The organism is Streptomyces sp. NPDC024017 (assembly GCF_040638895.1).
Taxonomy (GTDB): domain Bacteria; phylum Actinomycetota; class Actinomycetes; order Streptomycetales; family Streptomycetaceae; genus Streptomyces.
Map to the genome: position 1 here is coordinate 381,947 of NZ_JBEZYZ010000008.1, position 25,837 is coordinate 407,783.

Annotated in this window: 21 protein-coding genes; 14 read left to right on the forward strand and 7 right to left on the reverse strand. The window is 73.3% G+C overall.

The annotated features are described in order from the left end of the window. Nucleotides 1-197 precede the first annotated feature (197 nt). Nucleotides 198-758, forward strand: a complete 561-nt coding sequence (locus tag AB0G20_RS23715; protein WP_361305638.1) for a PDZ domain-containing protein — start codon at nt 198-200, stop codon at nt 756-758. Between the two features lie 9 nt (nt 759-767). Here AB0G20_RS23715 and AB0G20_RS23720 read toward each other — a convergent pair whose 3' ends face one another. Beyond that, nucleotides 768-1,523, reverse strand: coding sequence for a phosphodiesterase (locus AB0G20_RS23720; RefSeq protein WP_361305640.1), 756 nt, complete (start codon nt 1,521-1,523; stop codon nt 768-770). Between the two features lie 185 nt (nt 1,524-1,708). Between AB0G20_RS23720 and AB0G20_RS23725 the strand changes: the two genes are divergently transcribed. The 3 genes from AB0G20_RS23725 to AB0G20_RS23735 are packed head-to-tail and all read left to right on the forward strand — an operon-like array spanning nt 1,709 to nt 4,611. After that, the gene (locus tag AB0G20_RS23725) at nt 1,709-2,836 is read left to right on the forward strand and encodes an aminopeptidase P family protein (protein WP_361305642.1); all 1,128 of its coding nucleotides are present in this window, start codon (nt 1,709-1,711) and stop codon (nt 2,834-2,836) included. 47 nt (nt 2,837-2,883) lie between these two features. Further along, the gene (locus AB0G20_RS23730) at nt 2,884-3,867 is read left to right on the forward strand and encodes an aminoglycoside phosphotransferase family protein (RefSeq protein WP_361305844.1); all 984 of its coding nucleotides are present in this window, start codon (nt 2,884-2,886) and stop codon (nt 3,865-3,867) included. Between the two features lie 39 nt (nt 3,868-3,906). Then, nucleotides 3,907-4,611 carry a hypothetical protein gene (locus tag AB0G20_RS23735; RefSeq protein ID WP_361305644.1) on the forward strand — a complete coding sequence of 235 codons (705 nt, stop codon included), beginning with the start codon at nt 3,907-3,909 and terminating at the stop codon, nt 4,609-4,611. Between the two features lie 13 nt (nt 4,612-4,624). On the opposite strand, the gene treZ is transcribed toward AB0G20_RS23735, so the two are convergent. After that, the gene (gene treZ / locus AB0G20_RS23740) at nt 4,625-6,370 is read right to left on the reverse strand and encodes a malto-oligosyltrehalose trehalohydrolase (protein WP_361305646.1); all 1,746 of its coding nucleotides are present in this window, start codon (nt 6,368-6,370) and stop codon (nt 4,625-4,627) included. A 173-nt stretch (nt 6,371-6,543) separates the two neighbouring features. Here treZ and AB0G20_RS23745 point away from each other — a divergent pair, with 173 nt between their 5' ends. Next, on the forward strand, nt 6,544-7,095 hold the full coding sequence (locus AB0G20_RS23745) for a DUF1707 and FHA domain-containing protein (RefSeq protein WP_361305648.1): 552 nt from the start codon (nt 6,544-6,546) through the stop codon (nt 7,093-7,095). Between the two features lie 160 nt (nt 7,096-7,255). Further along, a complete protein-coding gene (locus AB0G20_RS23750) occupies nt 7,256-8,602 on the forward strand; it encodes a M14 family zinc carboxypeptidase (protein ID WP_361305650.1) in 1,347 nt (448 codons plus the stop codon). Nucleotides 8,603-8,667: 65 nt separating this feature from the next. Here AB0G20_RS23750 and AB0G20_RS23755 read toward each other — a convergent pair whose 3' ends face one another. After that, nucleotides 8,668-9,918 (reverse strand): M14 family zinc carboxypeptidase, encoded by a 1,251-nt coding sequence (locus AB0G20_RS23755; RefSeq protein ID WP_361305652.1) that lies wholly within the window; start codon nt 9,916-9,918, stop codon nt 8,668-8,670. Between the two features lie 108 nt (nt 9,919-10,026). After that, nucleotides 10,027-11,451 (reverse strand): dihydrolipoyl dehydrogenase, encoded by a 1,425-nt coding sequence (gene lpdA, locus AB0G20_RS23760; protein ID WP_361305654.1) that lies wholly within the window; start codon nt 11,449-11,451, stop codon nt 10,027-10,029. 85 nt (nt 11,452-11,536) lie between these two features. Here lpdA and AB0G20_RS23765 point away from each other — a divergent pair, with 85 nt between their 5' ends. Continuing rightward, the gene (locus AB0G20_RS23765) at nt 11,537-12,475 is read left to right on the forward strand and encodes a LysR family transcriptional regulator (protein WP_361305656.1); all 939 of its coding nucleotides are present in this window, start codon (nt 11,537-11,539) and stop codon (nt 12,473-12,475) included. 2 nt (nt 12,476-12,477) lie between these two features. On the opposite strand, the gene treY is transcribed toward AB0G20_RS23765, so the two are convergent. Continuing rightward, entirely contained in the window at nt 12,478-14,847 is a 2,370-nt protein-coding gene (gene treY / locus AB0G20_RS23770; RefSeq protein ID WP_361305658.1) for a malto-oligosyltrehalose synthase, read from the reverse strand. A 139-nt stretch (nt 14,848-14,986) separates the two neighbouring features. Then, a complete protein-coding gene (glgX, locus tag AB0G20_RS23775; RefSeq protein WP_361305660.1) occupies nt 14,987-17,119 on the reverse strand; it encodes a glycogen debranching protein GlgX in 2,133 nt (710 codons plus the stop codon). 182 nt (nt 17,120-17,301) lie between these two features. On the opposite strand from glgX, the gene AB0G20_RS23780 reads away from it, so the two are divergent. From AB0G20_RS23780 to AB0G20_RS23795, 4 genes are all read left to right on the forward strand, one after another. Next, the gene (locus AB0G20_RS23780; protein ID WP_361305662.1) at nt 17,302-18,132 is read left to right on the forward strand and encodes a Tat pathway signal sequence domain protein; all 831 of its coding nucleotides are present in this window, start codon (nt 17,302-17,304) and stop codon (nt 18,130-18,132) included. A 58-nt stretch (nt 18,133-18,190) separates the two neighbouring features. Continuing rightward, nucleotides 18,191-19,510 (forward strand): copper amine oxidase, encoded by a 1,320-nt coding sequence (locus AB0G20_RS23785; RefSeq protein ID WP_361305664.1) that lies wholly within the window; start codon nt 18,191-18,193, stop codon nt 19,508-19,510. Nucleotides 19,511-19,624: 114 nt separating this feature from the next. Next, complete coding sequence (locus AB0G20_RS23790) at nt 19,625-20,866, forward strand: SAV2148 family HEPN domain-containing protein (protein WP_361305666.1); 1,242 nt, start codon at nt 19,625-19,627, stop codon at nt 20,864-20,866. 130 nt (nt 20,867-20,996) lie between these two features. Then, nucleotides 20,997-21,713 carry a 3'-5' exonuclease gene (locus AB0G20_RS23795; protein ID WP_361305668.1) on the forward strand — a complete coding sequence of 239 codons (717 nt, stop codon included), beginning with the start codon at nt 20,997-20,999 and terminating at the stop codon, nt 21,711-21,713. A gap of 13 nt (nt 21,714-21,726) precedes the next feature. Here the strand turns inward: AB0G20_RS23795 and AB0G20_RS23800 are convergent, their stop codons facing one another. Next, on the reverse strand, nt 21,727-22,590 hold the full coding sequence (locus tag AB0G20_RS23800) for an aminoglycoside phosphotransferase family protein (RefSeq protein WP_361305670.1): 864 nt from the start codon (nt 22,588-22,590) through the stop codon (nt 21,727-21,729). A 171-nt stretch (nt 22,591-22,761) separates the two neighbouring features. Between AB0G20_RS23800 and AB0G20_RS23805 the strand changes: the two genes are divergently transcribed. The 3 genes from AB0G20_RS23805 to AB0G20_RS23815 are packed head-to-tail and all read left to right on the forward strand — an operon-like array spanning nt 22,762 to nt 25,810. Next, nucleotides 22,762-23,706, forward strand: a complete 945-nt coding sequence (locus tag AB0G20_RS23805) for a sugar ABC transporter permease (protein ID WP_361305846.1) — start codon at nt 22,762-22,764, stop codon at nt 23,704-23,706. After that, complete coding sequence (locus AB0G20_RS23810) at nt 23,703-24,536, forward strand: carbohydrate ABC transporter permease (RefSeq protein ID WP_361305672.1); 834 nt, start codon at nt 23,703-23,705, stop codon at nt 24,534-24,536. The genes AB0G20_RS23805 and AB0G20_RS23810 overlap by 4 nt, the downstream gene beginning before the upstream one ends. Continuing rightward, complete coding sequence (locus AB0G20_RS23815) at nt 24,536-25,810, forward strand: sugar ABC transporter substrate-binding protein (RefSeq protein ID WP_361305674.1); 1,275 nt, start codon at nt 24,536-24,538, stop codon at nt 25,808-25,810. The genes AB0G20_RS23810 and AB0G20_RS23815 overlap by 1 nt, the downstream gene beginning before the upstream one ends. Nucleotides 25,811-25,837 lie beyond the last annotated feature (27 nt).

Consider the following 25,837-nt stretch of genomic DNA (forward strand, 5'->3'; position numbering starts at 1 on the left):
GCGAACGTACGGGGGTGAAACCACGGCGGGGCGCACGGAGGCCACGGGGAGGGCCACCCGGCTGACCTCTGACCCCGCCGGGCCCCGGTCAGTCTCACTCGTTCGTGGCTCGTCGGCCGCCGATGCGCCGGGTAGAGCACCTGCCGTGATCGTTCCGGGATCCGCCGGAGGCGATCGGCACCATCCGGAGGCGAGCCATGGAACAGACCGCGCTGCGACCCAAGCCGATGCCGGGTCAGGAGCCCGACGGTGCCGCGCCGGTGACGGGGGCGGGCCCGTCACGGCCCCGCCCGCACGCCGCCCGTCGACGGGGCAGGCGGCTCCTCAACGTGCTGCTCGCCGGATTCGCCGGAGTGGTCCTGGTGCTGTCCGGCATCGGCCTCGGGGCGATGGGCACCGCGGTGCTCGGCAAGGGCGGGCGCTTCGACCCGCGGGGATGGCATGCGCCGTCGCGCCCCGGTCCCGCGCCCGCCGCCGCCCTCTCCGCGCCCGCCGCCGCGACGCTCGGAGTGCAGGTCATGGACGCCCGGAAGCCGGGGGCCGTGGTCGTGGGGCTGCACGTGCCCGGGCCGGCCCAGGCCGCCGGTCTGGTGCGCGGCGACGTCCTCCTCGCCTTCGGCGCGACCCGGATCGACACGGCGGCCGATCTGGTCCGGGCTGTCGCCCGCACCCGCCCGGGCTCCGAGGTCAGGCTGACGGTCCGCCACCGCAGCGGCGGTTACGAGCAGCTGACCCTGGTACCGGCTGTCGCCGCCTGAGGCGCGCCCTCACGGCACGACGCGGAAGTGGCTCGTGAGCCGCCCCGAGTCGTCCAGGACGTGGAACGCGAGCCCGGGGGGCGCCTCCCGGTCCGCGATCTGCTCGCCCTCCCAGGGCATCCGCAGCGTCCACGTCACACCGGGCCCGACAACCACGGGCCGTCCCGCGAACGAGGTGGCGGCGGGGGTGTGGGCGTGGCCGGTGATCAGCCCGGCGATCTCGGGCCGGCGGGCCAGCAGGCCGGCCAGCCGGCCGGGGTGCCGCAGCGGGTAGGAGTCGGGCAGCTGGTGGTGCAGTGCCACCGGCGGGTGGTGGAAGGCGAGCAGGGCCGGAAGGCCGCCGTCGAGTCCGTCGAGGGTCGTCTCGATCCAGTCGTACGTCTCCTCGTCCAGCTCCCCGTCGTCGCTGCCCGGGACGCTGGAGTCGCACATCAGCACCGCGCCGTCGTCGAAGACCTGCACGCTGTTGACCGGCCCCTCGCCCCCCGGCCGGTCCAGCAGCGCCTTGCGGTAGGGCGTGCGCCGGTCGTGGTTGCCCGGGCAGGTCAGCACGGGGAACGGGGCGTCGCCGGAGCGCAGCCCCAGGATGCGGGCGGCCTCCTCGTACTCCGGCTCCGTGCCGTGGTCCGCGATGTCCCCGGTCACCAGCAGCGCGTCCACCCGGCCCGGCAGCTCCCAGAGGCGGTCGCGCACCCGCTCGGCGCGCTCCGTCGCCCGCGCGCTCCCGTCCAGATGCAGATCGCTGATGTGTGCGAGTACCAGCACCGTCGTTACGCCCCCTCGATCGAACATTAATGGAAGAAATGCATCTAAGCATTAGGTCTAACGCTTGGGCAATCCACTGCCGTTAGGCGGATTGCCGGGGTGAATGCCCGCAGACCGCTCGCGCCGCCCCCTCCGGCCGGGCAGGATGCTGCCCGTAGCCCCTTCGCCCGTCATGGGAGGCCCGGATGACCGGAAGCACGGCCGCGTCCTTCACCGCCGACGACTACCGGGCCCGCATGGAGCGCGCCGCGCGGACGGCCGCCGCGGCCGGTCTCGCGGGCCTGCTGGTGGCCCCGGGACCGGACCTGGTGTGGCTCACGGGCTACACGCCCCCGGCCGTCACCGAGCGGCTCACCCTGCTGGTCCTCGCCGCCGGGCAGGACCCCGTCCTCGTCGTCCCCGCCCTGGAGGCCCCGGACGCGCACCGGGCGCCCGGCGCGGCCGCCCTGACCCTGCGCGACTGGACCGACGGCAAGGACCCCTACGCCGCCACCGCCGCCCTCCTCGACGCCTCGGGCCGGTTCGGCATCAGCGACAACGCCTGGGCCCTGCACCTGCTGGCCCTCCAGCAGGCCCTGCCCGGCAGCTCCTACGCCTCGCTGACCGAGGCCCTGCCCATGCTGCGCGCCGTCAAGGACGCGGCCGAGCTGGACCTCATGGCGGCCGCCGGCGCCGCCGCCGACGCGACGTTCGAGGAGATCCGCGAGGTCCCCTTCGCCGGCCGCCGGGAATCCGAGGTGGCCGCTGACCTCGACCGGCTGCTGCGCCGGCACGGCCACGAGCAGGTCGACTTCACCATCGTCGCCTCGGGCCCGAACGGCGCCAACCCGCACCACGAGGCGGGCGACCGCGTCATCGCCCGCGGCGACATGGTCGTCCTCGACTTCGGCGGCCTGCGGGACGGCTACGGCTCCGACACCTCCCGCACCGTCCACGTCGGCGAACCCACCGACGAGGAACGCCGCGTGCACGCCGTGGTGCGCGAGGCCCAGGAGGCCGGCTTCCGCGCGGTGCGGCCCGGGGCGGCCTGCCAGGACGTGGACCGGGCCGCCCGCGAGGTCATCGCCGACGCCGGGTACGGCGAGTACTTCATCCACCGCACCGGCCACGGCATCGGCGTCACCACCCACGAGCCGCCCTACATGATCGAGGGCGAGGAGCGGCCCCTCGTGCCGGGCATGTGCTTCTCCGTGGAACCCGGCATCTACCTGCCCGGCCGGTTCGGGGTCCGCATCGAGGACATCGTGACCGTCACGGAGGACGGCGGGCGGCGCCTGAACACCACCACGCGCGAGCTGGTCATAGTGGAGTGAGGCCCCCGATGTCCCCAGCACGCCTCCCGAACGGCAACGGCGCGACCATGACCCAGGCACCCACACCCACCGCGGACACCGTCCGCCGGCTGGTCCTGTCCCTCCTCAAGGACGCCACGGAGAGCAAGAGCGCCAAGGACACCAAGGACGGCAGGGGCGGCAAGGAGACCCGGCAGGGCGGCCCCGGCCCCGACGTCCGGCCCGCCACCCCGGGCGCCGAACCCGTCACCTGGTGGGTCGGCACCCGCCACGTACTGCGCCTCGCCCCCGACCGCGAGGCCACCCTGCGCCAGCGCCGCGAACTGCGCCTGCGCGACCTCGTCCGCCCGCACGTCCCGATGGCGGTGCCGGCCAGTGTCGCGCACGGCGAGTGGGCGCCCGGACTGGGCTACACGCTGGACACCAAGGTGCCCGGCGGCTCGGGGGAGGAGCACGACGTGTCCGCCGTCGGCGAGGCCGACCTCGCCGCGCTCCTCACGGGCCTGCGCGAGGTTCCGGTCCGGCAGGCCGAGACCATCGGCGTGCCGCGCGCCGCGCCGCGCTCCCTGGAGGCACTGCGCCGGGCCGCCGCACGCGCCGCCGAACGCCTCGCGGGAGCCGACGAGTTCGACGCCGCCCGCCTGCACCAGCTCACCCCGCCCGCCGCGTCCCAGCTCGCCGCCCAGCCCGGCTCGGCGGTCCTCACCCATCACGCCCTCACGGGCGGCCATCTCGTGGTCAGCGCCGACGGCCGGGTGCGCGGCGTTCTCGGCTGGGCCGGCGCGGTCGTCGGCGACCCGGCCGAGGACATCGCGGGCCTCGCCCTCGCCGTCGGCTCACCCGCCGCCGTGCGCGCCGCCACCCTCGCCGGCTACGGCGCCCGACCCTGCCTGCGCGGCCTGTGGCTCGCCCGCTGCGACACCGTCGTCCACCTCGCCGAGAACCTCGCCGGCAAGAACGCCACCCTGCTGCGCACCCGGCTGCGCCGCGCCTGGGAGCCGATCCTGCTGGAACGAGTGACGGACCTGGGGGACGCGGACGACGCCCTGTAGCGGGCCGGGCGCCGCCGTCCCCGCGGCTATCCTCCGCTCATGAAGCGCACCGCCGCGGCCGTGTCCCTGCTGACCGCCGCCGCCCTCACGTGCCTGGCCGGCTGCTCCGGCACCGCCGCACAGGCCACGCACGGCGCCACGGCGTCCCCGGCACGGCAGCAGACACCGGCCGAGCGTCTCACCACGCTCATGGTCACCGCGGCCGACCTCGGAACCGGCTACTCCGTAAGGGAGTTCGACCCGGCAGAGGGGAAGCGCGTCTTCGCCCGCTCCGCGCAGGAGATCACCGGCAGCGCCTGCACCCCGCTGGCGGCCATGACGCACCAGCTGCCCCTCGGCAGGCCGCAGGCCTCCCTGAGCCGCCTCGTCGCGACCCGGGAGGCCCCTGGTACCCGCATCTACGTCACGCTCGCCGGCTACGGCAAGGGCATGGCGGTGACAGCGATGGACACCCTCCTCGCCGATGCCGTGCAGGGCTGCTCCCTCGGCTTCTCCGTCGAGGCGAACGGCACCGGCGAGCAGTACGACCCCTTCGAGCCCGAGGACACCCCCGCCCTCGGCGACGAGGCCCTCGCCTACCGCGGCGTCGTCACATCCGAGGGCGGCACGCCCCGGCCGATCCGCACCACCGTCGTACGCGACGGGGACGTCATCGCCGTCTGCACCGCGGTGGGCGGCGCCCGCATCGCGAACCCGACGGTCCTCGCCCCCGTGATCGAGGCGCAGGACGCGAAGCTCCGCTGACCTCTCCCCGCGCTCAGTCCTGGGCGAGCACCACGGCCGACTCCCCGGGCAGCCGCACCACCCCGTCCGCCCCGGGCTTCTCCACCGGCTCCCACGCGGCCAGCACGCGCGCGTGGGGCACGCCGAGCGGCAGCGCGGCCGGTTCCGAGGCCAGGTTCACCGCCACGAGGACGTCCCCCCGCCGGAAGGCGATCCAGCGGCGCTCCTCGTCGAAGGCGACCTTGGTGTCGGCGAGGTCGGGGTCGGTCAGGTCCGGCTGCTCGTGGCGCAGGGCGAGGAGCTGCCGGTACCAGGCCAGCACACGCGCGTGGGGCTCGCGTTCCGGTTCGGACCAGTCGAGGCAGGAGCGGTCCCGGGTCGCCGGGTCCTGCGGGTCGGGCACGTCCTCCTCCTTCCAGCCGTGCGCGGCGAACTCCCGCCGCCTGCCCCGCCGTACGGCGTCCGCGAGCTCCGGGTCGGTGTGGTCGGTGAAGAACTGCCAGGGCGTGCCCGCCGCCCACTCCTCGCCCATGAAGAGCATCGGCGTGAAGGGCGCCGTCAGGATCAGCGTCGCCGCGCACGCCAGCAGCCCCGGGGAGACCAGGGCCGAAAGCCGGTCCCCCTGGGCGCGGTTGCCGACCTGGTCGTGGGTCTGGCCGTAGCCGAGCAGCCGGTGCCCGGCCACGCGCGTACGGTCCAGCGGGCGCCCGTGGTGCCGCTCCCGGAAGCTGGAGTACGACCCGTCGTGGAAGTAGCCGCCGGTGAGGGTCTTGGCGATCCCGCCGAGCGGAGCGCGCGCGAAGTCGGCGTAGTAGCCCTGCGACTCGCCGGTCAGCGTGGCGTGCAGGGCGTGGTGGAAGTCGTCGTTCCACTGCGCGTGCAGCCCGAGGCCGCCCTCGGCGCGGGAGGTGATGAGCCGCGGGTCGTTGAGGTCCGACTCGGCGACCAGGAACAGCGGCAGGCCCGTCTCGGCGGCCAGGGCGTCCACGGCCGTCGACAGTTCCTCCAGGAAGTGGCACGCACGCGTGTCCACCAGCGCGTGCACCGCGTCCAGGCGCAGCCCGTCGATCCGGTAGTCCCGCAGCCACGCCAACGCGCCGCCGATCAGGAAGGCGCGCACCTCGTCCGAGCCCGGCGCGTCCAGGTTGACCGCGGCGCCCCAGGGGGTGTGGTGGGTGTCCGTGAGGTACGGGCCGAAGACGGGCAGGTAGTTGCCGGACGGCCCGAAGTGGTTGTGCACCACGTCGAGCACCACGCCCAGGCCGAGTCCGTGGGCCCGGTCGACGAAGCGTTTCAGCGCCTCGGGCCCGCCGTACGGCTCGTGCACCGCCCACAGCGAGACACCCTCGTAGCCCCAGCCGTGCGTGCCCGGGAAGGGGCACAGCGGCATCAGCTGCACATGTGTGACGCCCAGTTCGGCGAGATGGCCGAGCCGCTCGGCGGCCGCGTCCAGGGTGCCCTCGCGCGTGTAGGTCCCCACGTGCAGCTCGTACAGCACCGCGCCGGGCAGCGGCCGCCCGCGCCACTGCGCGCGCCACGCGTACCGTTCGTGATCGACGACCGCGCTCAGCCCGTCCGGGCCGTCCGGCTGCCGCCGCGAGCGCGGATCGGGCAGCACGGGCCCGTCGTCCAGCGAGAAGCCGTACCGGGACCCTTCGCGCGCCTCGGCCTCGCCCCGCCACCACCCCGCCCGTTCGGGATCGCGCTCCAATTCACGTGTGACGTCGTCGCACTGGAGCGTCACACGGCCGGCCTGTGGTGCCCACACCTCGAACTGCACGGACGGTTCCCCTTCGTCTGCTCACCGGGATGTAGCCCGTCCATGGTGCGTCAAACGAGATCAATCCGCTGGTGCATCCACCCTTTTGCGGCGGGTGTCGCCGGGTACGGGCGCGTGGCGGCCGATTTCCCGTTTTCTGGACAGCCCGGCCGCGCTGTCCGACAATCACCAGCGTGACGTCGTCCTTCGAGTTCAACACGTTCCCCGCGCGGCTCTCCGACGCGGAGCGCGACCGGGCGCTGAAGGTACTCCGTGACGGCGTCGCCATGGGCCGTCTGTCCCACGACACGTTCGTCCGCCGCATGGAGCTGGCGCTCGCCGCCCGGCGCCCGGACGAACTCGCCGTGCTCACGGCCGACCTGCGCGCGGAGAGCCGGTTCTCGCGCCTGGTGTTCGGCACCGTCGAGGCGGTCTCCGGATTCTCCGTGCGGCTGCGCAGGGCCTGGCAGGCCGAGCGGCTGCCCAAGCTGCAGCTGCCCCACCCGTCGCACGGCCATCCGCTGCGCATAGGCCGCGATCCCGCCAGCGGACTGCGCCTCAACCACGAGACGGTCTCCCGCGTGCACGCCGAACTGCGTCACCAGGGCGGCATGTGGGTCCTGCGGGACCTCGGCTCCACCAACGGCACGACGGTGAACGGCAGGCGGGTCGTCGGCGCGGCCGTCGTACGCGAGGGCGACCAGGTGGGCTTCGGCCGGATGACGTTCCGACTGGCGGCCGGCTGACCGGAAACTGAGCCACGCCTCACCCCTGGCCTGGGGATTACCGAATGCCGGTCCCGGGCGCGTGGCTGAAATCCCTTTGCGGCCCACGTGTTGACGTACCCCTGAAGTCGTGACTGACTGTGCTTACGCCATCTACACCTGGTGAACCGACGGCACCGCATTGGGGAGGTGTGCCCTGCCGCCCCTCCCGCGCTACCCGACCGTCGACGAACTGGGCGCCCGGGCCGCCGCCCTCGTCGCCCGCCACCCTCATGACGCCCGGCTGCGCCGGGTCGGCACCTCCCGCGCGGGCACCCCCATGTGGCTGCTCTCCGTCGGCCACGGCAGCCGCCAGGCCCTGGTCGTCGCCGGCCCCCACGCCAACGAACCGGTGGGCGGCGCCACCGTGTTGCGCCTGGCCGAGCGGGCGCTGGCCGACCCGCGGCTCACCGGGGGCGCGGACGCCACCTGGAACCTGCTGCTGTGTCTCGACCCGGACGGGTCGCGCCGCAACGAGGGCTGGCTGCCCGGCCCCTACACACTCGGCCGGTACGTCCGGAACTTCTTCCGGCCCGGCTTCCTGGAGCAGCCCGAATGGCTGCCCGACGGCGCGGCCGGAGCCGCCCTGCCGGAGACCCGCGCCCTGCTCGACCTCCAGGACGAACTGCGCCCGTTCCTCCAGTGCTCCCTGCACGGCGTCGACATCGGCGGCGGCTTCGTCGAGCTCACCCACGACCTGCCGGGCATCGCCCAGCGCCTCGCCCACATCGCCGCCCGGCTCGGCATCCCCCGCGAACTCGGCGCGTACGACGCCCTGTACTGGCCCGGCCTCGGGCCCGCCGTCTACCGGATCCCCCCGCCGCGCCGGGCCGATCTGCTCGCGGCCATGACGGAGGCCGCCGTCGAGTCCACCTGGTTCCACCCGTACCGGCACGGCACCGTCACCGCGGTCGTCGAGGCGCCCATGTGGGGTGTGACGGCCGTGGCGGACGGCTCCCCGCCCGCGGACCGGGACGCCGTGCTCCGGGCCGTCAGCCGCACCCTGCGCCACGACACGGGCCTCCTGCGGCACCTGCTGGCCCGGGTCCGGCCGCACCTGACCGCCGTGCCCGACGCCGCCCGCCTGCTCGCCCCGGTCGACGACTACCTCCTGGTCTGCCCCGGCCTCGCCGACGCCTGGGACCCCGACACCGGCGACAGCCCGGCCCACCCTCTCCCGCCCCTGAGCACCGCCCACCTGGTCGCCCTGCGCATCTCCGGTCGACGGCTCGCACTGCGCACGGCGGGACTGCTGCACCAGCTCGTACGCGCCGCCGGCCGCGATCCGGCCGGGGCGCTGCCGGAGCTGGACCGGCTGATCGACGAGTGGTGCGCCGACTACCGCGACGGCTGCGGGGCGCGCTGGATCCCGGTGGCCCGCCAGGCGGAGTACCAGGCCCGGGTGGTGCTCGCCGCGTTCGAGCTGGCCGGGCGGCACGCACGCGCGTGCTCCGGTTCGGGCGAGCCGATGCCGATGCAGCGGGACTGAGGCGGAGGGCAGTCCGGGAGGTCCAAGTGGCCGGGCTGGGGGTGGCCGGGCCCCGGCACAGCCCCCTACGACGCCCTCTCGCGCGCGTGCAGCGCCGCCGCGACCACCGTGCGGGACTGGTGCTCCACCTGGTGCTCCAAGGGCACCCAGCGGGCGCGGAAACGCTCCGCGAAGGCGTCGCTCCAGATCGAGACCAGCGCCTCGAGCTGCTTCGCCGCACCCTCGTCCGTCCCGCGCAGCACCCGCAGCAGCATGGCCGCCGCCCGCAGCGGCACGCGCCGCGCGAACGCGTCCACGCTGCCCACATACGCCCGGGTGCGGTCGGCGGGCGGGGTGTGGACCAGGTCGGAGGCCAGGCCCGGCACCAGCTCCAGCCCCCACCGGGCGGCCCGCAGCAACGGCCCGTCCAGACCCGCCAGCCGCGGCAGCGCCCCCTCCAGCACGCGCGTCACCTCCAGCGCGTCACGCTGCAGCCGGATGGCCAGCTGCGCGATCGCCGCCGCCGGAGCAGGATGCGGAGCCGGGTCGTCCACCAGATCGCTCGCCCACATCGGCACCTCGACCACCGCGGTCAGCCCGCCGTACCGGTGGGCGTGGTACCAGGTGCTGTGCCGCGCGTCGTCCGGCAGGCTCGGGTACGCCGGCCCGATCCCGGGCGCGGGCATCACGTGCACCCCCGGCCCGGAGGCGGGCCAGCCCGCGGCGTCCGAGGCGCCGGTCTCCACCGGGATGTGCAGCTCTGCCGCGGACTTCGCGAACGGCTCGGCCAGCCCGGGCACGTCCTTCGTCAGCTGCACCCAGCTGCCGCCCAGGTCCGTGCCGTGCAGAGTGACCTGCAGATAGGGGCGCAGCTCGTCGATGACGCCCGTCAGCGCCCGGGTCTCGGGCGGCAGCCGGTCCGGCGGCAGCACGGACGGCGCCCACTCGGGTTGCTCCGGGCCCGCGGGCCGGAAGAAGCCGAGGTGGTAGTCGTACAGGCTGCGCGGCGCCGGCGTCACATGCAGGCTCGCCCCGTCGGGGTCCGCGCACAGCAGGAAGTGCCAGGAGATGCCGTCGCGCAGCTCCCGCTGCTCCAGCACCCGCCGGGCGAGCGCGAGCAGGGTGCAGGAACCGGTCGGCTCGTTGGCATGGGCACCGGCGACCACCAGGACGGCATGGCGGGCCCGGCCCACGGACAGCAGGTGCAGGGGCCTGCCCGCGCGTGAGGCACCCACCTGCCGCAGGGTGCACACGCCGGGGCGCAGAGCGGTCAACGCCCGGGCAGCAGAAAGCTGTTCGGTCACCGTCGGGTAGCGCAGCTCCGGCAGGACACTCACCCCCGTCACATCCGCCCGAGTTCGCAATCGCAGTACCCCATGGCCATGGTGCGGTGTCAAGGGCGCGCCGGGGGAGGCCCCAGGGGGCGCCCGGAAGCACTGCCCCGGCTACTGCTGGTGCAGCCCCCGACCTGCCAGGGTGAGGAAGGCCTCGCCGACCGCCTCCGACAGGGTCGGGTGCGGGTGGACGTGCCGGGCCACGTCGGACGGCTCGGCGTCCCAGCCGACGACCAGCTGGCTCTCGGCGATCATCTCCGACACGTGCGGACCCACCAGGTGCACGCCGAGCACCCGCCCGCCGGTCTCGGTGACGACCTTCACCATCCCGCCCTGCCCGTGCACCATGCCCTTCGCGACGGCGGTCAGCGGCATGCTGTTCGCCGTCACCTCGTACCCGCGCGCGCGTGCCTCGGCCTCGCTCAGCCCCACGGCGGCCGTCTGCGGCGACGAGTACGTGACCCGGGGCACGGCCGCGTAGTCCACGGGCGCGGACGGCTCGCCCGCCAGCGTCTCGGCCACCAGCAGCCCTTCCGCGAACGACGCGTGTGCCAGTCCGAGCGACGGCGGCGGCAGCAGATCGCCCACCACGTGGACGCCGGGCACGGGCGTCTCCAGCCGGTCCCAGTCGGCCGGTACGACGAACCCGCGCGCGTCCGTGGCGAGTCCCGCGGCGGCCACGTCCAGGTCGTCGGTGACCGGGACCCGCCCGACCGCCACCAGCAGCCGCTCGGCCTCCACCGTGAGGGTCTCGCCCCGGGCGGTACGCACGCGTGCGCGCACCCCGTCGCCGAGGACCTCGGCGTCCAGCAGGCGAGCGCCGGCCCGGACGTCGATGCCGCGCTTCTTCAGACCCCGGGCCAGATGACGGCTCACATCCGCGTCCTCCAGCGGCACGATCCGGTCGGCGGCCTCCACCAGGGTGACCTCGGCACCCAGGGAGCGGTGGAACGAGGCGTACTCCACGCCGATCGCGCCGCCCCCGAGCACCAGTACGGACGCCGGGAGCCCCGGGGCGAAGAGGGCGTCGTCGCTCGTCACCACGCGCCGCCCGTCCGGTTCGAGCCCGGGGAGCACGCGGGGCCGTGAGCCGGTGGCCAGAACGAGCCCACGGCGGGCGGAGAGGTCACGCATGCCGGGTTCGCCGTGCGCGCCCGAGACCGCCACGCGCACCGAACGCGGCCCCGTCAGCCGCGCGCTCCCCGAGAGCACCCGCACCCCCGCATGCGCGAGATGCGCCTCCACGCCCCGGTGGTTGCGCGCCACGATGTCGTCGCGGGTGGCCACCAGGGCGGACCAGTCGACCGCGTCCAAGGTCGCCTTCACACCCCAGCGTTCGCGGGCCTCGGCGATCCCGTCGACGAGTTCGGCGGCGTGCAGCATCGCCTTGCTGGGGATGCAGCCGCGGTGCAGGCACGTCCCGCCGACCTTGTCCCGCTCGACGAGCACGACCTCGAGGCCGAGGGCCGCGGCGCGCAGGGCGGTGCTGTAGCCGCCCGTGCCGCCGCCGATGACGATGACGTCCGGTGAGTCCATGTCCTCAGCCTCCGCCCGGCCCTTGCCATGCGTCCAAGGCAATGTTCTTGTGGCATCGATGCAGGGCGTTTATGGGGGAGGGGCCGTGAGCCTGCGCCAGATGGAGTACTTCCTGGCGGTCGTCGAGGAGGCGTCCTTCACGCGCGCGGCGGAGCTCCTGCACGTCTCGCAGCCCGCGCTGTCCCATCAGATCAAGGCCCTGGAACGGTCCGTGGGCGGTGCCCTCCTGGAGCGCCTGCCGCGGGGTGTGCGCCTGACGCCGATGGGGCGCGCCTTCCGCCCGCACGCCGAGCTCGCCGTGCGCAGCGCCGCCCAGGCCCGCCGGGCGGCCCGCGCCACCGCCGGTGCCGACGGCGGTGAACTCCACATCGCCGCCGTCCACTCCGTCGCGGTCGGCGTCCTCCCTGACGTCTTCGCCCGCTGGCGTGCCGCCCACCCGCGCGTGCTGCTGCACCTCCACGAGTACGCCACCTCGCAGGCGCTGGAGGAGCAGATCGAGCGCGGCACCGCCGATCTGGCCGTCGGCCCGGCGCCGGCCGACCCGCCGGGAACCGTCGTACCGGTCGGCCAGGAGGAGATCGTCCTCGTGGTGCCCTTCGACGACCGCTTCGCGGGCCGGACGACGGTGACGCTGCAGGAGCTGGCCGACCGCCCCTGGGTCCGCTGCGCCATGGAGCCCGTCGTCCACGGCGAGCGCTTCCTCGACTGGGCGTGCGGCCGCGCGGGCTTCACCCCGCGCACCGCCGTGTTCACCGAGCACACCTCGACGGCGGTACGGATGGCCGCGGCCGGTGTCGGCGTCTGCGCCGCGCCCGCCCACCTCGTCCGCGACGCGGTCGGCGGGGGCTGCGTCGTCCTCACCCCCGACCCGGCCTGGAGGCGCACCCTGACGGTCTTCTCGCGCCTGCCGCCGACCGGCGCGGCGGAGAGGTTCGTGGACCTGCTGCGAACATCCTGGCCGCGCCCGCGAGCGCCTCTGCCCGCCTGTGAGGACTGCCCCGAGGACGGCCCCGCGGTCGCCTGAGCTCAGTCGCCCACCCTCTCCAGCAACGCCACCGGCACCCCCGAGAACAGCTCCTCCACGCGCGCGTGCCCCGTGAACTCGCGCCCGGGCTCCAGCACGTCCGCCCAGCGGCCCGGCGGCAGCGGCAGCCGGGTGTCCTGCCAGCCGCCCGCCTCCGCGAGCCGCAGGGACAGGCGGGTCACGGCCGTCAGCACCTCACCGGAGCGGACGAACGCCAGGCAGTGCGCCGCCGCCGGTCCCTCGGCCGGCAGCGCCATGTACGTCGCCGTGTCGCCGAAGGCGCCGGGACGCCGGGCCCGCAGCCCCAGCGCCGCCCGCGTCACCGCCGACTTCTCCGCCGACGTGCCGCCGGACTCCGCGGGCGGGAAGTCCACCGCCCGCCGGTTGTCCGGGTCGACCAGGGCCCGGTACTCGGCCTCCGTGCCCTGGTAGACGTCCGGGACGCCCGGCATCGTCAGCTGCACCAGGGCCGTGCCCAGCACGTTGGCCCGGATGTGCGGCGCCAGCGACTCCCGGAACGCGGCGACCCGCTCGCCCGGCGCCCCGCACGGCCCGGCCGCCACGAACCGCTCCACCGCCTCCTCGTAGGGCGGCTCCTGCTCGGTCCAGCTCGTGTACAGGCCCGCCTCACGCACATGCTTCAGCAGCGCCCCCTGCACCCGCTCCCGCACCCCCGGGGACGGTCCCAGCCCGAACACCGTCTGCCAGGCGGCCCACGCCAGTTGCGCGTCCGGCACCCCCTCCCCGGTACGGGTCACCTCGGCGAGCACGTCCGCCCAGCGGTCCGGGCATTCGGTGAGCACGTGCAGGGCCGCCCGGACGTCCGCACTGCGCTTGGTGTCGTGCGTGCTGGCGACCGTGCCGGTCACCGGCCAGTCGCGCTGCACGCGCGCGCAGTACGCGTGGAACTCCTCCGGCGACAGCGCGGGAGCGCCCGGATTCCCGCCCACCTCGGTCGCCGACAGCAGCGGCACGTACCGGTAGAACGCGGTGTCCTCCACGGACTTGGCCCGCAGCGCCGACGCGGTCTGCCCGAACCGCGTCCGGAACTCCAGCTGCGCGGGCCCGTCGCCGTACCGCCCCAGCACCAGGTCCCGTACGACGTCCACCGCACCGGCCTCCTCGGGCACGGCGAAGGCGTGCCGGGCCTCCGCGGCGGCCTCCTCGGTGACCACGGACGCCGCGTCGGCGGACTCGTAGGGCCGGTAGACCTCCATGCGTACGAGAAGCTCCTGGAGCGCCGTGCGCAGCGCCCAGGGGGCTCGGTCGCGCAGGGCCGGCTCCGGGGCGCTCGCGCACAGCCGGCTCGCCACCCGGGTCAGCCGGTCCGTCTCGGTGGCCAGCTCGTGGGTGAGCACCTTGTACGCCGCCCGCCGCACGGTCGCCTCCCACTGCCCGCCCCGGTCCGTCTGGGGGGCCGCGAAGCGCCGGTACTGCCCCAGCAGGTCCCCGAACCCGGCCGGGTCCGTGAAGACCCCGTCCACGTGCCGCAGGGCGTCGTAGCCGGTGGTCCCGGCGACGGGCCAGGACGCGGGCAGGTGCTCACCGTCGGCCAGGATCTTCTCCACGACCGTCCAGCGGCCCTCGGTCGCCTCGTGCAGCCGCCGGAGGTAGCCGTCGGGGTCGGCGAGCCCGTCGGGGTGGTCGATGCGCAGCCCGTCGATCACGCCCTCGTGCAGCAGCTTGAGGATCTTGTCGTGGGTGGCCTCGAACACCTCCGGGTCCTCCACCCGTACCCCGATGAGCTCCGAGATGCTGAAGAACCGCCGGTAGTTGAGCTCGGTCCGGGCCAGCCGCCACCACACCGGGCGGTACCACTGCGCGTCCAGCAGATGCGGCAGCGGCAGGTCCTCGGTGCCCTCGCGCAGCGGGAGGACGTGGTCGTAGTAGCGCAGCACGTCACCGTCGACGCGCAGCTCGTCGAGCACCTCGCCCAGCGGCCCGCCGAGGACCGGCAGCAGCACCTGGCCGTCCTGCGCCTCCCAGTCGATGTCGAACCACCGCGCGTACGGCGACTTCGGGCCCTCACGCAACACCTCCCACAGGGCGCGGTTGTGGCGCGGGGCCATGGCCATGTGGTTCGGGACGATGTCCACCACCAGGCCGAGCCCGTGCTCGCGCGCGGTGCGCGCCAGCGCCCGCAGCCCCTCCTCGCCGCCCAGCTCCTCACGCACGCGTGCGTGGTCGACGACGTCGTAGCCGTGCGTCGAGCCCGGCACCGCCTCCAGGACGGGGGACAGGTGCAGGTGCGAGACGCCGAGCGAGGCCAGGTACGGCACGACGGCCGCGGCTGCTCCGAAGGGGAACTCGGGCTGCAGCTGCAGCCGGTACGTGGCCGTGGGCACCACCGGGTCAAGTCGCTCAGGTGTCATGCAGACGTACGTACCCGCCCCGCCGCCGTTCGTGTCATCACCCGCGCCAGGTGCGCCGCGCGTCGCCCGGACGAGTGGCTCTTTCCGGACGACGCGACGGCGGTCACCCCACGGACGGCCCCGCGGGCCGCCGGGGCCGCTACACGGGCCGCTGGAGCACCGTCATGCTCCGGTCCGTCAGGGTCAGCCGGTCCCCGGCCTGCACCTTCGGGCCGGTGTCCGAGGGCACACCGTCCGGGAGGGCCGTGTCGACCACGACCTCCCACTGCCGCCCGTGATTGACCGGGATGACGAAGTCCAGCGGCTTCGGCGAGGCGTTGAACATCAGCAGGAACGAGTCGTCGGTGATGCGCTCCCCGCGCGCGCCCGGCTCGGAGATCGCGTTGCCGTTGAGGAACACCGTCAGCGCCGACGCCTGCGCCGAGTCCCAGTCCCGCTGGGTCATCTCCCGGCCGTCCGGGGTGAACCAGGCGATGTCGGACAGGTCGTCGTGCGTGCCCTCCACGGGCCGCCCGTGGAAGAAGCGCCGCCGGCGGAAGACCGGGTGGTTGCGGCGCAGCCACACCATCGCGCGCGTGAAGGCCAGCAGCTCCCGGCTCGGCCCGCCCTCCGGGTCCTCGTCCTCCTCCGGCCAGTCGACCCAGGCCAGCTCGTTGTCCTGGCAGTAGGCGTTGTTGTTGCCGCGCTGGGTGCGGGCGAACTCGTCGCCGTGGCTGATCATGGGCACGCCCTGGGACAGCATCAGCGTCGCGATGAAGTTCCGCATCTGCCGGGCCCGCAGCCGCAGCACGTCCGGGTCGTCGGTCTCGCCCTCGACCCCGCAGTTCCAGGACCGGTTGTGGCTCTCGCCGTCCCGGTTGTCCTCGCCGTTGGCCTCGTTGTGCTTGTCGTTGTAGGCCACCAGGTCGTGCAGGGGGAAGCCGTCGTGGCAGGTCACGAAGTTGATCGAGGCCAGCGGGCGGCGCCCGTCGTCCTGGTACAGGTCGGACGAGCCGGTCAGCCGCGAGGCGAACTCCGCGAGGGTGCGCTGCTCGCCCCGCCACAGGTCGCGCACGGTGTCCCGGTACTTGCCGTTCCACTCGGTCCACAGCGGCGGGAAGTTGCCCACCTGGTAGCCGCCCTCGCCCACGTCCCACGGCTCGGCGATCAGCTTCACCTGCGAGACCACCGGGTCCTGCTGCACCAGGTCGAAGAACGACGACAGCCGGTCCACCTCGTGGAACTGCCGGGCCAGTGTCGCCGCCAGGTCGAAGCGGAACCCGTCGACGTGCATGTCCGTGACCCAGTACCGCAGCGAGTCCATGATCAGCTGGAGCACGTGCGGGGACCGCATGAGCAGGGAGTTCCCGGTCCCTGTCGTGTCCATGTAGTAGCGGGGGTCGTCCGTCAGCCGGTAGTAGCGCGAGTTGTCCAGGCCCTTGAAGGACAGCGTCGGGCCCATGTGGTTGCCCTCGGCGGTGTGGTTGTAGACCACGTCGAGGATCACCTCGATCCCGGCCTCGTGCAGCGCCTTGACCGCCGACTTGAACTCCAGCACCTGCTGGCCCCGGTCGCCCCAGGACGCGTAGGCGTTGTGCGGGGCGAAGAAGCCGATGGTGTTGTAGCCCCAGTAGTTGTTCAGGCCCATGTCGACCAGGCGGTGGTCGTTCACGAACTGGTGTACGGGCATCAGCTCCAGGGCGGTGACCCCGAGCTCGGTGAGGTGCTCGATGATCGCCGGGTGCGCGAGGGCCGCGTAGGTGCCGCGCAGCTCCTCCGGGAGGCCGGGGTGGCGCATGGTGAGGCCCTTGACGTGGGCCTCGTAGATCACCGTGTGGTGGTACTGCGTGCGCGGGCGCCGGTCGTCGCCCCAGTCGAAGTAGGGGTTGACCACGACCGACGTCATCGTGTGCGGCGCCGAGTCGAGATCGTTGCGCCGGTCGGGATCGTCGAAGTGGTAGCCGTAGACCTCCTCGCCCCATTGGATCGAACCGCTGATCGCACGCGCGTACGGGTCGAGCAGCAGTTTCGCGGAGTTGCAGCGCAGTCCGCGCTCCGGGGCGTACGGGCCGTGCACCCGGAACCCGTACCGCTGTCCCGGCATGATGCCCGGCACATACGCGTGCCGCACGAACGCATCGCTCTCCCGGAGCTCGACCGCCGTCTCCGAGCCGTCGTCGTGCAGCAGACACAGCTCTACTCGGTCCGCGGCCTCCGTGAAGACCGCGAAATTGGTACCGGCGCCGTCGTACGTGGCACCGAGTGGATACGCCTCGCCAGGCCAGACCTGCATGAATACGACTCTTTCAGGTGTGCGGCGCCGGTGGGGACGCCTTGGTCCCGAGTCTCCCCGAAAGTGAGGGAACCTCCTATGACTTATCTCCCTCTTACCGAGTGACCAGTGCATACGCGGTATGCCGAACCGTTTGGGGCAAACACATACTCCCGGGGCTGTTGGGGGAGTAGGGGGAAGACGTGCGCAACATAGTGCACCGCCACCTGGGCAAGGTGGTGGCGGGTACGGCCATCGCGGTGGCCGGGACCGCCGTGATGATCGGGATCACCCTGCCGGGCACGGCGGGGGCGGACGACACGGGGACCCGCGCGGGGCAGTCCGTGCCGCAGGCGACCGGCGGCCCGGCGAGCGGGGGCCCGGCGAGCGGGGGCCGGGCCGTGGCGCCGGGGGTCGTGGAGGAGGCACCGGCCGAAGGACAGAAGGGCGAGGGCCGCGATCCGCTGACCGACGACGAGCTGAAGCGGGTCGAGAAGATCGCCCTCAGCCGGCAGCTGTTCCAGAGCAGCGAGAGCGTCGACGGGGACCGCGGCCCGCAGCCCCTCGGCGTGGACCTCGCCGAACCCGAGGCCGACGAGGTCGGCAAGCCGGACGCGCCCCGGCGCGCCGACGTGACGTTCTACGACTACCGGGACGACACCCTCGTCACCCGGACCGTCGACCTCGGCACCGGCAAGGTGGTGAGCACCGGCACCCAGCACGGCGTCCAGCCGCCGCTCAGCCGCGCCGAGAAGGCCGAGGCGGCGGCACTCCTGATCGCCGACCCGCTGGGCGCGGACCTCAAGGCCGACTACAAGGACGCCACCGGCAAGGCACTCACCTCCGCGGACCAGCTCCAGCTCAGCGGCGCCGTCTACCGGGCCGCGCCGGGCGCCCAGCCCGCCGAGCTCGACCGGTGCGGAGAGCACCGCTGCGTCCGGCTGTTCCCGAAGATCAAGAACGGTCCGTGGGTCGACGCCAGGTCGCTGGTCATCGACCTGAGCGCCCGCAAGGTCGCCCGGCTCGGCCGCTGACCCACCCTCTTCACTCACCCGTCCACCTCGCTCCTCCTCGTCAGGGAGTCATCTCGTCATGCGCGTGAACAGCAACACCAAGGCCCGCACCCGGGCGGCCGTGGGCCTGACCGTGGCCGCGCTGGCCGCGGGCGCCACGGCCGGCGCGGGACCGGCCATCGCCCAGCCGAAGGCCGCCCCCGCGGCACCGGCCGCCGACTGCAGCGCCGCCTACCGCATCGAGCAGAAGCTCTCCTCCGGCACCACCTGGCGGATGTGCTGGCGCTACGACGGCAAGGCCGGCCTCGTGCTGGAGAAGATCTCGTACCAGCCCAAGGGCGAGCCCAAACCGATCAGGGTCCTCAACAGCGCCCGGCTCGGCCAGATCCACGTCCCCTACGACGACGGCTCGGTCGAGTACGACGACCTCACCGGCTTCGACTTCGCCCAGGGCCTGATGAACCTGGCGCCGAGCGAGTGCCCCGGCGGCGCCATCAAGACCGTCAAGGTCCCGGACTCCTGGAACGAGGACCCGAACGTCAAGGGCCTGTGCACCACCACCCGCTCCCGCGGCCACGCCTACCGCATGCAGGGCGACACCGCGAACAAGGTCTTCCAGGCCCAGGGCAAGGACCTCCTCGTCTACACGGTGAACCAGGTCGGCTGGTACGAGTACATGACCGAGTGGCGTTTCCAGGACGACGGCACGATCACCATGAACGTCGGCGCCACCGGCAGCCTGTCCTGGGACGACTACGACGCCGGCGACGGCCGCGGCTGGCCCATCGGCAAGGGCGCGAGCGCCAAGGCCACCAGCCACAGCCACAACGCCTTCTGGCGGCTCGACTTCGCCCTGGACGGTTCCACGAAGAACGGCATCGAGCAGTACGACTCCACCGTCACCGCGCCCACCAGGGGGCAGCGCGCCCCCACCACGAAGACGACCCGCACCAAGGTGAGCAAGGAACTGGCCGGAGACAGCAAGAACTACCGCTGGTGGCGCATGGTCAGCGCGACCGGCAAGAACAAGGACGGACACGCGCGCTCCTACGAGATCGTCCCCGGGCCCACGACCAAGTACCCGGGACGCAGCTTCACCAAGCGGGACCTGTACGTCACGCAGTACAACAAGTGCGAACTGTTCGCCAGCAACAACCCCGGCAACTGCGGGGCCGGAGCCGGGAAATCCGTCGACAAGTGGGTGAACGGACAGGCCCTGACCCACCCGGTGGTCTGGATGAACATCGGCTTCCACCACATAGCCCGGGACGAGGACCAGCAGCCGATGCCCGTCCACTGGCAGGGGTTCTCCATCGCCCCGCGCGACGTCACCGCTATGAATCCGCTCACTCCGGCCGAGCTCGGCTGGCAGAACGGGCACTGGCGGCCCCGCAGTTGAGAACTACCCTGCCCATCCGGCTGCACCGCCGACCGCTCCCGGAGTACCCTTCCTTGATCGTTGGAGGGGCCAGTCCCCTGGGGAGTGCTCGGGGGAGCGGAAGGCGGTGCGCGGGTGGGCTCGGGAGGGCTGGAGCTGCCCCCTGGTGGCGAGGGTCACGAGGGGAACTCCACTGACGTCCCGACCGGTGCCGTGTCCCTGGCGCGGCCGATGGACGCCACGGGCTCGATCGGGCCGGAACTGGACTGGGACGCCGACGCCTGGCGCGAGGTGCGCACCCGCGCCCAGCGGGCCGGCCGGGCCTACATCTGGCTGAACCTCGTCGAACAGCGGCTGCGCGCGGTGGTCGCCGCCGTGCTGCGGCCCGTCTACGAACCCGTCCACGGCGAGGACTGGGTGGTGGCCGCCGCCGGACCGGCCGGCCAGGAATGGGTGCAGCGCGCGGTCGCCGTACGCGAGGTCAGCCGCCGCAAGGGCTATCTGCTCGACCCGGCCGACGACAACGTGCTCTCCTTCCTCACCCTGCCGCAGCTGCGCGAGCTGATGGTGCAGCACTGGCCCTGCTTCGAGCCGTACTTCGACGACCGCCGGGACGTCGAGCTCGCCCTGGACGAGCTGGAGGTCACCCGGAACGTCGTCTCCCGCAACCGGGCCCTGTCCGAGGCCGTGCTGAACCAGGCCGAGCGGGCCTCGGCCCGGCTCCTGGAGATGCTCGGCGCGGGCGGGGACGTGCCCTCGGCGCGGCGGCTGCCGATCGACGCGGTCGAGGACCTGGTCGGGGACCGGTACGCCGACGTGGTCGCCGTCCACCCGGACCGGGTGCGGCTGATGCGGCAGTTCCCGGCCGAGGACATCTTCGGCGGCGCCCGCCGTCTCGACGCCATCGGCATCGGCCTCAACCTGCTCGTGCAGAACTTCTCCGGCCGGCGGCTGGTGCGGCTGGCCGAATCCGGCTGCCGGGTGCGGCTGCTGTTCCTCAACCCGGCCTCCAGCGCGGTCAAGCGCCGCGAGCGTGAACTCGGCATCAAGCGCGGCGAGCTCAGCCGGGCCGTCGAGATGAACATCCTGCACATGCGCCGGGTGCGCGCCCGGCTGCGCGACCCCGGCGCCTTCGAGATCCAGGTCTTCGACGAGACGCCCCGTTTCACGGCGTATCTCGTGGACGGCGACGGCGCGGACGGCATCGCGGTCGTGCAGAGCTATCTGCGCCGCACCCGGGGCATGGAGGCACCGGTGTTCGTGCTGCGCAACGGCGGCAAGGTGGTCAAGTCGGGCGAGACGGACGAAAGCGGCCTCTTCCCCACCTATCGCGAGGAGTTCGAGGTGATGTGGGCGGATTCGCGGCCGGTGTCATGAACTGTGCCCCGGTGCACGGTGGTTCTCCGGCCCGCGGTCCGGGCGAGCGGAACGCGGTCCTCTGATTGTCAGTGGTGCGTGGGAAGGTGGAGACCACTGGGGGAACGCACCACAAGAAGGGGGACGGCCCATGGGCTGGCACCAGGAGCTGCTGGTCGGCTTCGACCTGGAGACGACGGGCACGGATCCGCGCGAGGCGCGCATCGTCACGGGCGCCGTGATCGAGGTCAGGGGCGGGGTGCCGATAGGGCGCCGGGAGTGGCTGGCCGACCCGGGAGTGCCGATCCCCGAGGACGCGGTGGCGGTGCACGGCATCAGCAACGAGCGGGCGGCGGCCGAAGGCCGGCCGGCCGACCAGGTGGCGGACGCGCTGGCCGACGTCCTCACCTCCTACTGGAAGACGGGCGTACCGGTCGTCGCCTACAACGCGACCTTCGACCTCACCCTGCTCTCCGCCGAGTTGCGGCGCCACGGCCTGCCGTCCCTGCGCGACCGCCTGGGCGGCGTGGACCCGGCCCCGGTCATCGACCCGTACACCATCGACCGCTGGGTCGACCGCTACCGCCGCGGCAAACGCAACCTCGAAGCGGTCTGCGCCGAGTACGGCGTCGTCCTCGACGCCGCCCACGACGCCATGGCCGACGCCCTGGCAGCGGCCCGCCTGGCCGGCGCGATAGCCGAGCGCCACCCCAAGATCGCCACCCTCGGCCCGGCGGCCCTGCACCACCGCCAGATCGAGTGGTACGCGCAGTGGGCGGCGGACTTCCAGAGCTTCCTGCGCGGCAAGGGCGACGCGACGGCTTCGGTGGACGGGGCGTGGCCGCTGAGGGAGTTGGCGGACGCGTAAGCCGCGGGGCCCGTCAGAACGGATACCACCGCACTGTCTCGTCGGCCTCCCGCAAAGACGCCACCCGCCGCTCGAACTCGGCCAGCGCCTTCGGATTGCTCGGTGCGTGCTGGGCCACCCAGGCACAACTGGCCGTCTCCCGGGCGCCGCGCAACACCGAGCACCCGTCCCACTCCCGGACATCCCACCCGTACGCCTCGGTGAAGGACGCGTACGCCTCGTCCGCGAGCCCGTACCGGTCATGGGACAGCGCCATCACCACGAGATCGTGCTCGCGCAGGTCGGTGGAGACCGTCTCCAGGTCGACCAGAACCGGCCCGTCCGGGCCGACATGCACATTGCGGGGCAGCGCGTCGCCGTGGATCGGCCCCGGCGGCAGATGCGGCGTGAGCGCGGCGGCTTCGGAAGCGAATCCGTCCCGCCGCTCGCGCAGATACGCCGCGTCCGCGGGATCGATCGCGTCCCCCGCGAGCCGCAGCCACCGCTCCACGCCACCCAGCAGATCGCGGGCCGGGAGCGCGAAGGGAGGAAGGGGCGTGGCATGCACGACCCGTAGCAGTTCGGCCAAATCCCGCGGCTCGGCGGGCCGTACGGCATCCGGCAGCCGATGCCACACCGTCACCGGGTGCCCGTCGACCAGCAGCGCCTTCGGCTCGGCCGCCCGCACCGTCGGCACGCCCGCCTCGGCGAGCCACACCGCGATGTCCAGTTCACGGCGCGCCCGGTCGAGGAGTTCGGCGTCACGGCCGACCTTGACGACCAGATCACCGGCGGCGAACACCGCGTTCTCGCCCAGGGCGAGCAGTCGCGCCTCCCCGGCCGCACCGGGCAGCACCCCCGCCGCGGCCAGTACGTCCCGCGCCCGTGCCTCGTCCATCGTCCGCCTCCGTGTCGTCCACGCCTCGACCGTCGGGTTCCGGCCATCCCTCGGTCAGTGTCGCATCGGCACAGGTCGGGCGGCGTACGCGGTGTCTTGACGAGGCACACGGCCTTCACGAGCATGACCAGGCCAGCCGAGCCGTGCAAAGGGGCTGATTCCGTGACGACGGTGACCGAGGCTTCACCACCTTCGCCACCGAGGAGGCGGGCCGGCCGCAGACCCGGCGGGGACCGGCCCCGGCGAGCCGCCGGCCACCGCGCCTGGTTCCTGGTGCTCCCGGCCCTGATCCCGATCCTCGTCCTCAGTGTCGGACCGCTGCTGTACGGGATCCTGCTGGCCTTCACCGACGCCCAGTCGGGCCGCACCGCACCCACCCGGTGGATCGGCGCCCTCAACTTCCGGGACCTGCTGCACGACACGCTGTTCTGGGAGTCGTTCCGGATCGGGCTGGTGTGGGCGGTCGGGGTGACCGTGCCGCAGTTCCTGCTCGCACTGGGCCTCGCCCTGCTGCTCAACCAGGACCTCCGGCTGCGCTGGCTGGCCAGGGCCCTGGCGATCATCCCCTGGGCCATGCCCGAGGTCGTCGTCGGCATCATGTGGCGGCTCGTCTACAACCCGGACGCGGGCATCCTCAACGAGACCCTGCGCGACTTCGGTCTGGGCAGCGGCCGGGACTGGCTCAGCGGACTGGCGACCGCGCTGCCGGCCGTGATCCTCGTCGGGGTCTGGGCGGGCATGCCCCAGACGACGGTCGCGCTGCTCGCCGGACTGCAGAACACCCCGCGCGAACTCCACGAGGCGGCGGCGGTCGACGGCGCCGGCGCCTGGCGCCGCTTCCGCACGGTCACCTGGCCCGCCCTCCGGCCCATCGCCCTAGCCATCACCGCGCTCAACCTCATCTGGAACTTCAACTCCTTCGCCCTGGTCTATGTGCTGACCAACGGCGGCCCGGGCGGCCGGACCCGGTTGCCCATGCTCTTCGCCTACGAAGAGGCGTTCCGGTACGGGCAGTTCGGCTACGCGGCGGCGATGGGCTGCGTGATGGTGGCCGTGATCTCGATCGCCCTGGCCGTGTTCCTCGCAGGCCGCCTCAGGGGAGGTGACGACGCGTGAGGACCAGCCGCCCGGCCCGCGTCGGCCAGTACACCGCGCTGCTCGCGTATCTCGTCTTCCTCGCCTTCCCGTTCCTCTGGCTGGTCTCCACCGCGTTCAAGCCGCCGCGCGAGCTCGGCAGCCTGCACCCGACGTGGATCCCGGAGGATCCCACCCTCGACAACTTCCGGCAGGCCTTCGACGAACAGCCGCTGCTGCACGCCGCCCTCAACTCCCTGCTCGCCGCGCTCGCGGCGGCCGTCATCGCCGTGCTGATCGCGACACCGATGGCCTACGTCGTCGCCCGGCGCCGCACCAGGCTCGCGAAGGCGGTGACGGGCTGGGTGGTGGTCGGCCAGGCGTTCCCGTTCGTGCTGCTGATCATCCCGCTGTTCCTGGTGCTGAAGAACCTCCGCCTGATCAACTCGGTGCCGGGGCTGGTGCTGGTGTACGTGGTGTGGGCGCTGCCCTTCGCGCTGTGGATGCTCGCCGGGTACGTACGGGCCGTGCCGCCCGAACTGGAGGAGGCCGCGGCGGTCGACGGGGCGGGCCGGGTGCGGACGCTGGTGTCGGTGACCGCTCCGCTGCTCGCGCCGGGCATCGTGGCGACCGGGCTGTTCGCGTTCATCACCGCGTGGAACGAGTTCTTCTTCGCGCTCGTGCTCCTCAAGACACCGGAGAAACAGACCCTTCCCGTGGTGCTCACCCACTTCATCGGCGCCGAGGGCGTCGCCGACCTCGGCCCGCTCGCGGCGGCCGCGTTCCTCGCGACCCTGCCCTCGCTGGTCGTCTTCGCGGTCATCCAGCGGCGGATCACGGGCGGCATGCTCACCGGGGCGGTGAAGAGCTGATGCGCGCACGCCTGCTGGCCCTGGTCCTCCTGCTGCTGCTCGCCGGCTGCTCCTCGGGCGGCACCCGCGACGACGGCCGGATCACCCTGCGCTTCCAGTCCCTGGCCTGGCAGGAGGAGTCGGTCGAGGCCAACAAGGAACTGGTGGAGGAGTGGAACGCCGGCCACCCGGACGTCCGGGTCGAGTACGTCCAGGGATCCTGGGACAGCGTCCACGACCAGCTGCTCACCGCCTTCGAGGGCGGCGAGGCGCCCGACATCATCCACGACGCCTCCGACGACCTCGCGGACTTCGCCTACGGCGGCTACCTCGCCGATCTCACCGGCCTGCTGCCCGCGCGGCTGAAGTCGGACATCCCGCGGCGCAGCTGGGAGACGACCACCTTCGGGGACGGCGTCTACGGGGTGCCGTTCCTCCAGGAACCGCGGGTGCTGATCGCCAACGCGAAGTGGCTCCGACAGTCCGGCACACGGATCCCGACCCCGGAGAAGCCGTGGAGCTGGGCCGAGTTCCGCCGGATCACCGAGCGCCTCAGCGGCCGGGGGAAGTACGGCGTCGCCTGGCCGCTGAAGGAACCCGTCTCCGCCACGCTCAACCTCTCCCTGTCGGCGGGCGGACAGCTCTTCCACCGAGGGCCGGACGGCAAGGTGACGGTCCGGTTGGAGGCGGCCGACCAGGTGGTGCCGCGTACCGTCCACGAGCAGGCGAACACCGACCGCAGTGCCTCGCCCACGACCCTCGGCAGCGGCGGCTCCGACACGCTGCCCGGTTTCTTCGCAGGCCGGTACGCGATGGTCCCGCTCGGCTTCTCCTACCGTCAGCAGATCGTCCAGCAGGCCCCGAAGGGCTTCGACTGGCAGGTGCTGCCCGCCCCGGCAGGCGCGGGCGGACTCACCCAGGGCGTCAGCCCGCAGACCCTCTCCATCGCCGAGGACTGCCCGCACAAGAAGGAGGCCGCGGAGTTCCTCGACTTCCTCCTCAGGCCACCGAACATGGTCCGGCTCGCCCTCGGCGACTGGATGCTGCCCACCGGCAGCGAGGCCCTGAAGGACCCCGCCCTGCACCGGACGAAGGACGGCTGGGCCACCGGCACGGCCCTCGCCGAGCACCTGCGCCCGGCCCCGGCCCAGTCCGTCCGCGGCTACCCCGAGTGGAAGGACAAGGTCGCCACCCCCGCGCTCCAGGAGTACTACAGCGGAGCCATCGGCATCCACGAGCTGCGCCGACGCCTGGAGGAGGACGGCAACCTGGTGCTGGCCCGCTACCAGCGCTGAGGATTCAAGTTGTACGAGACGTATCGT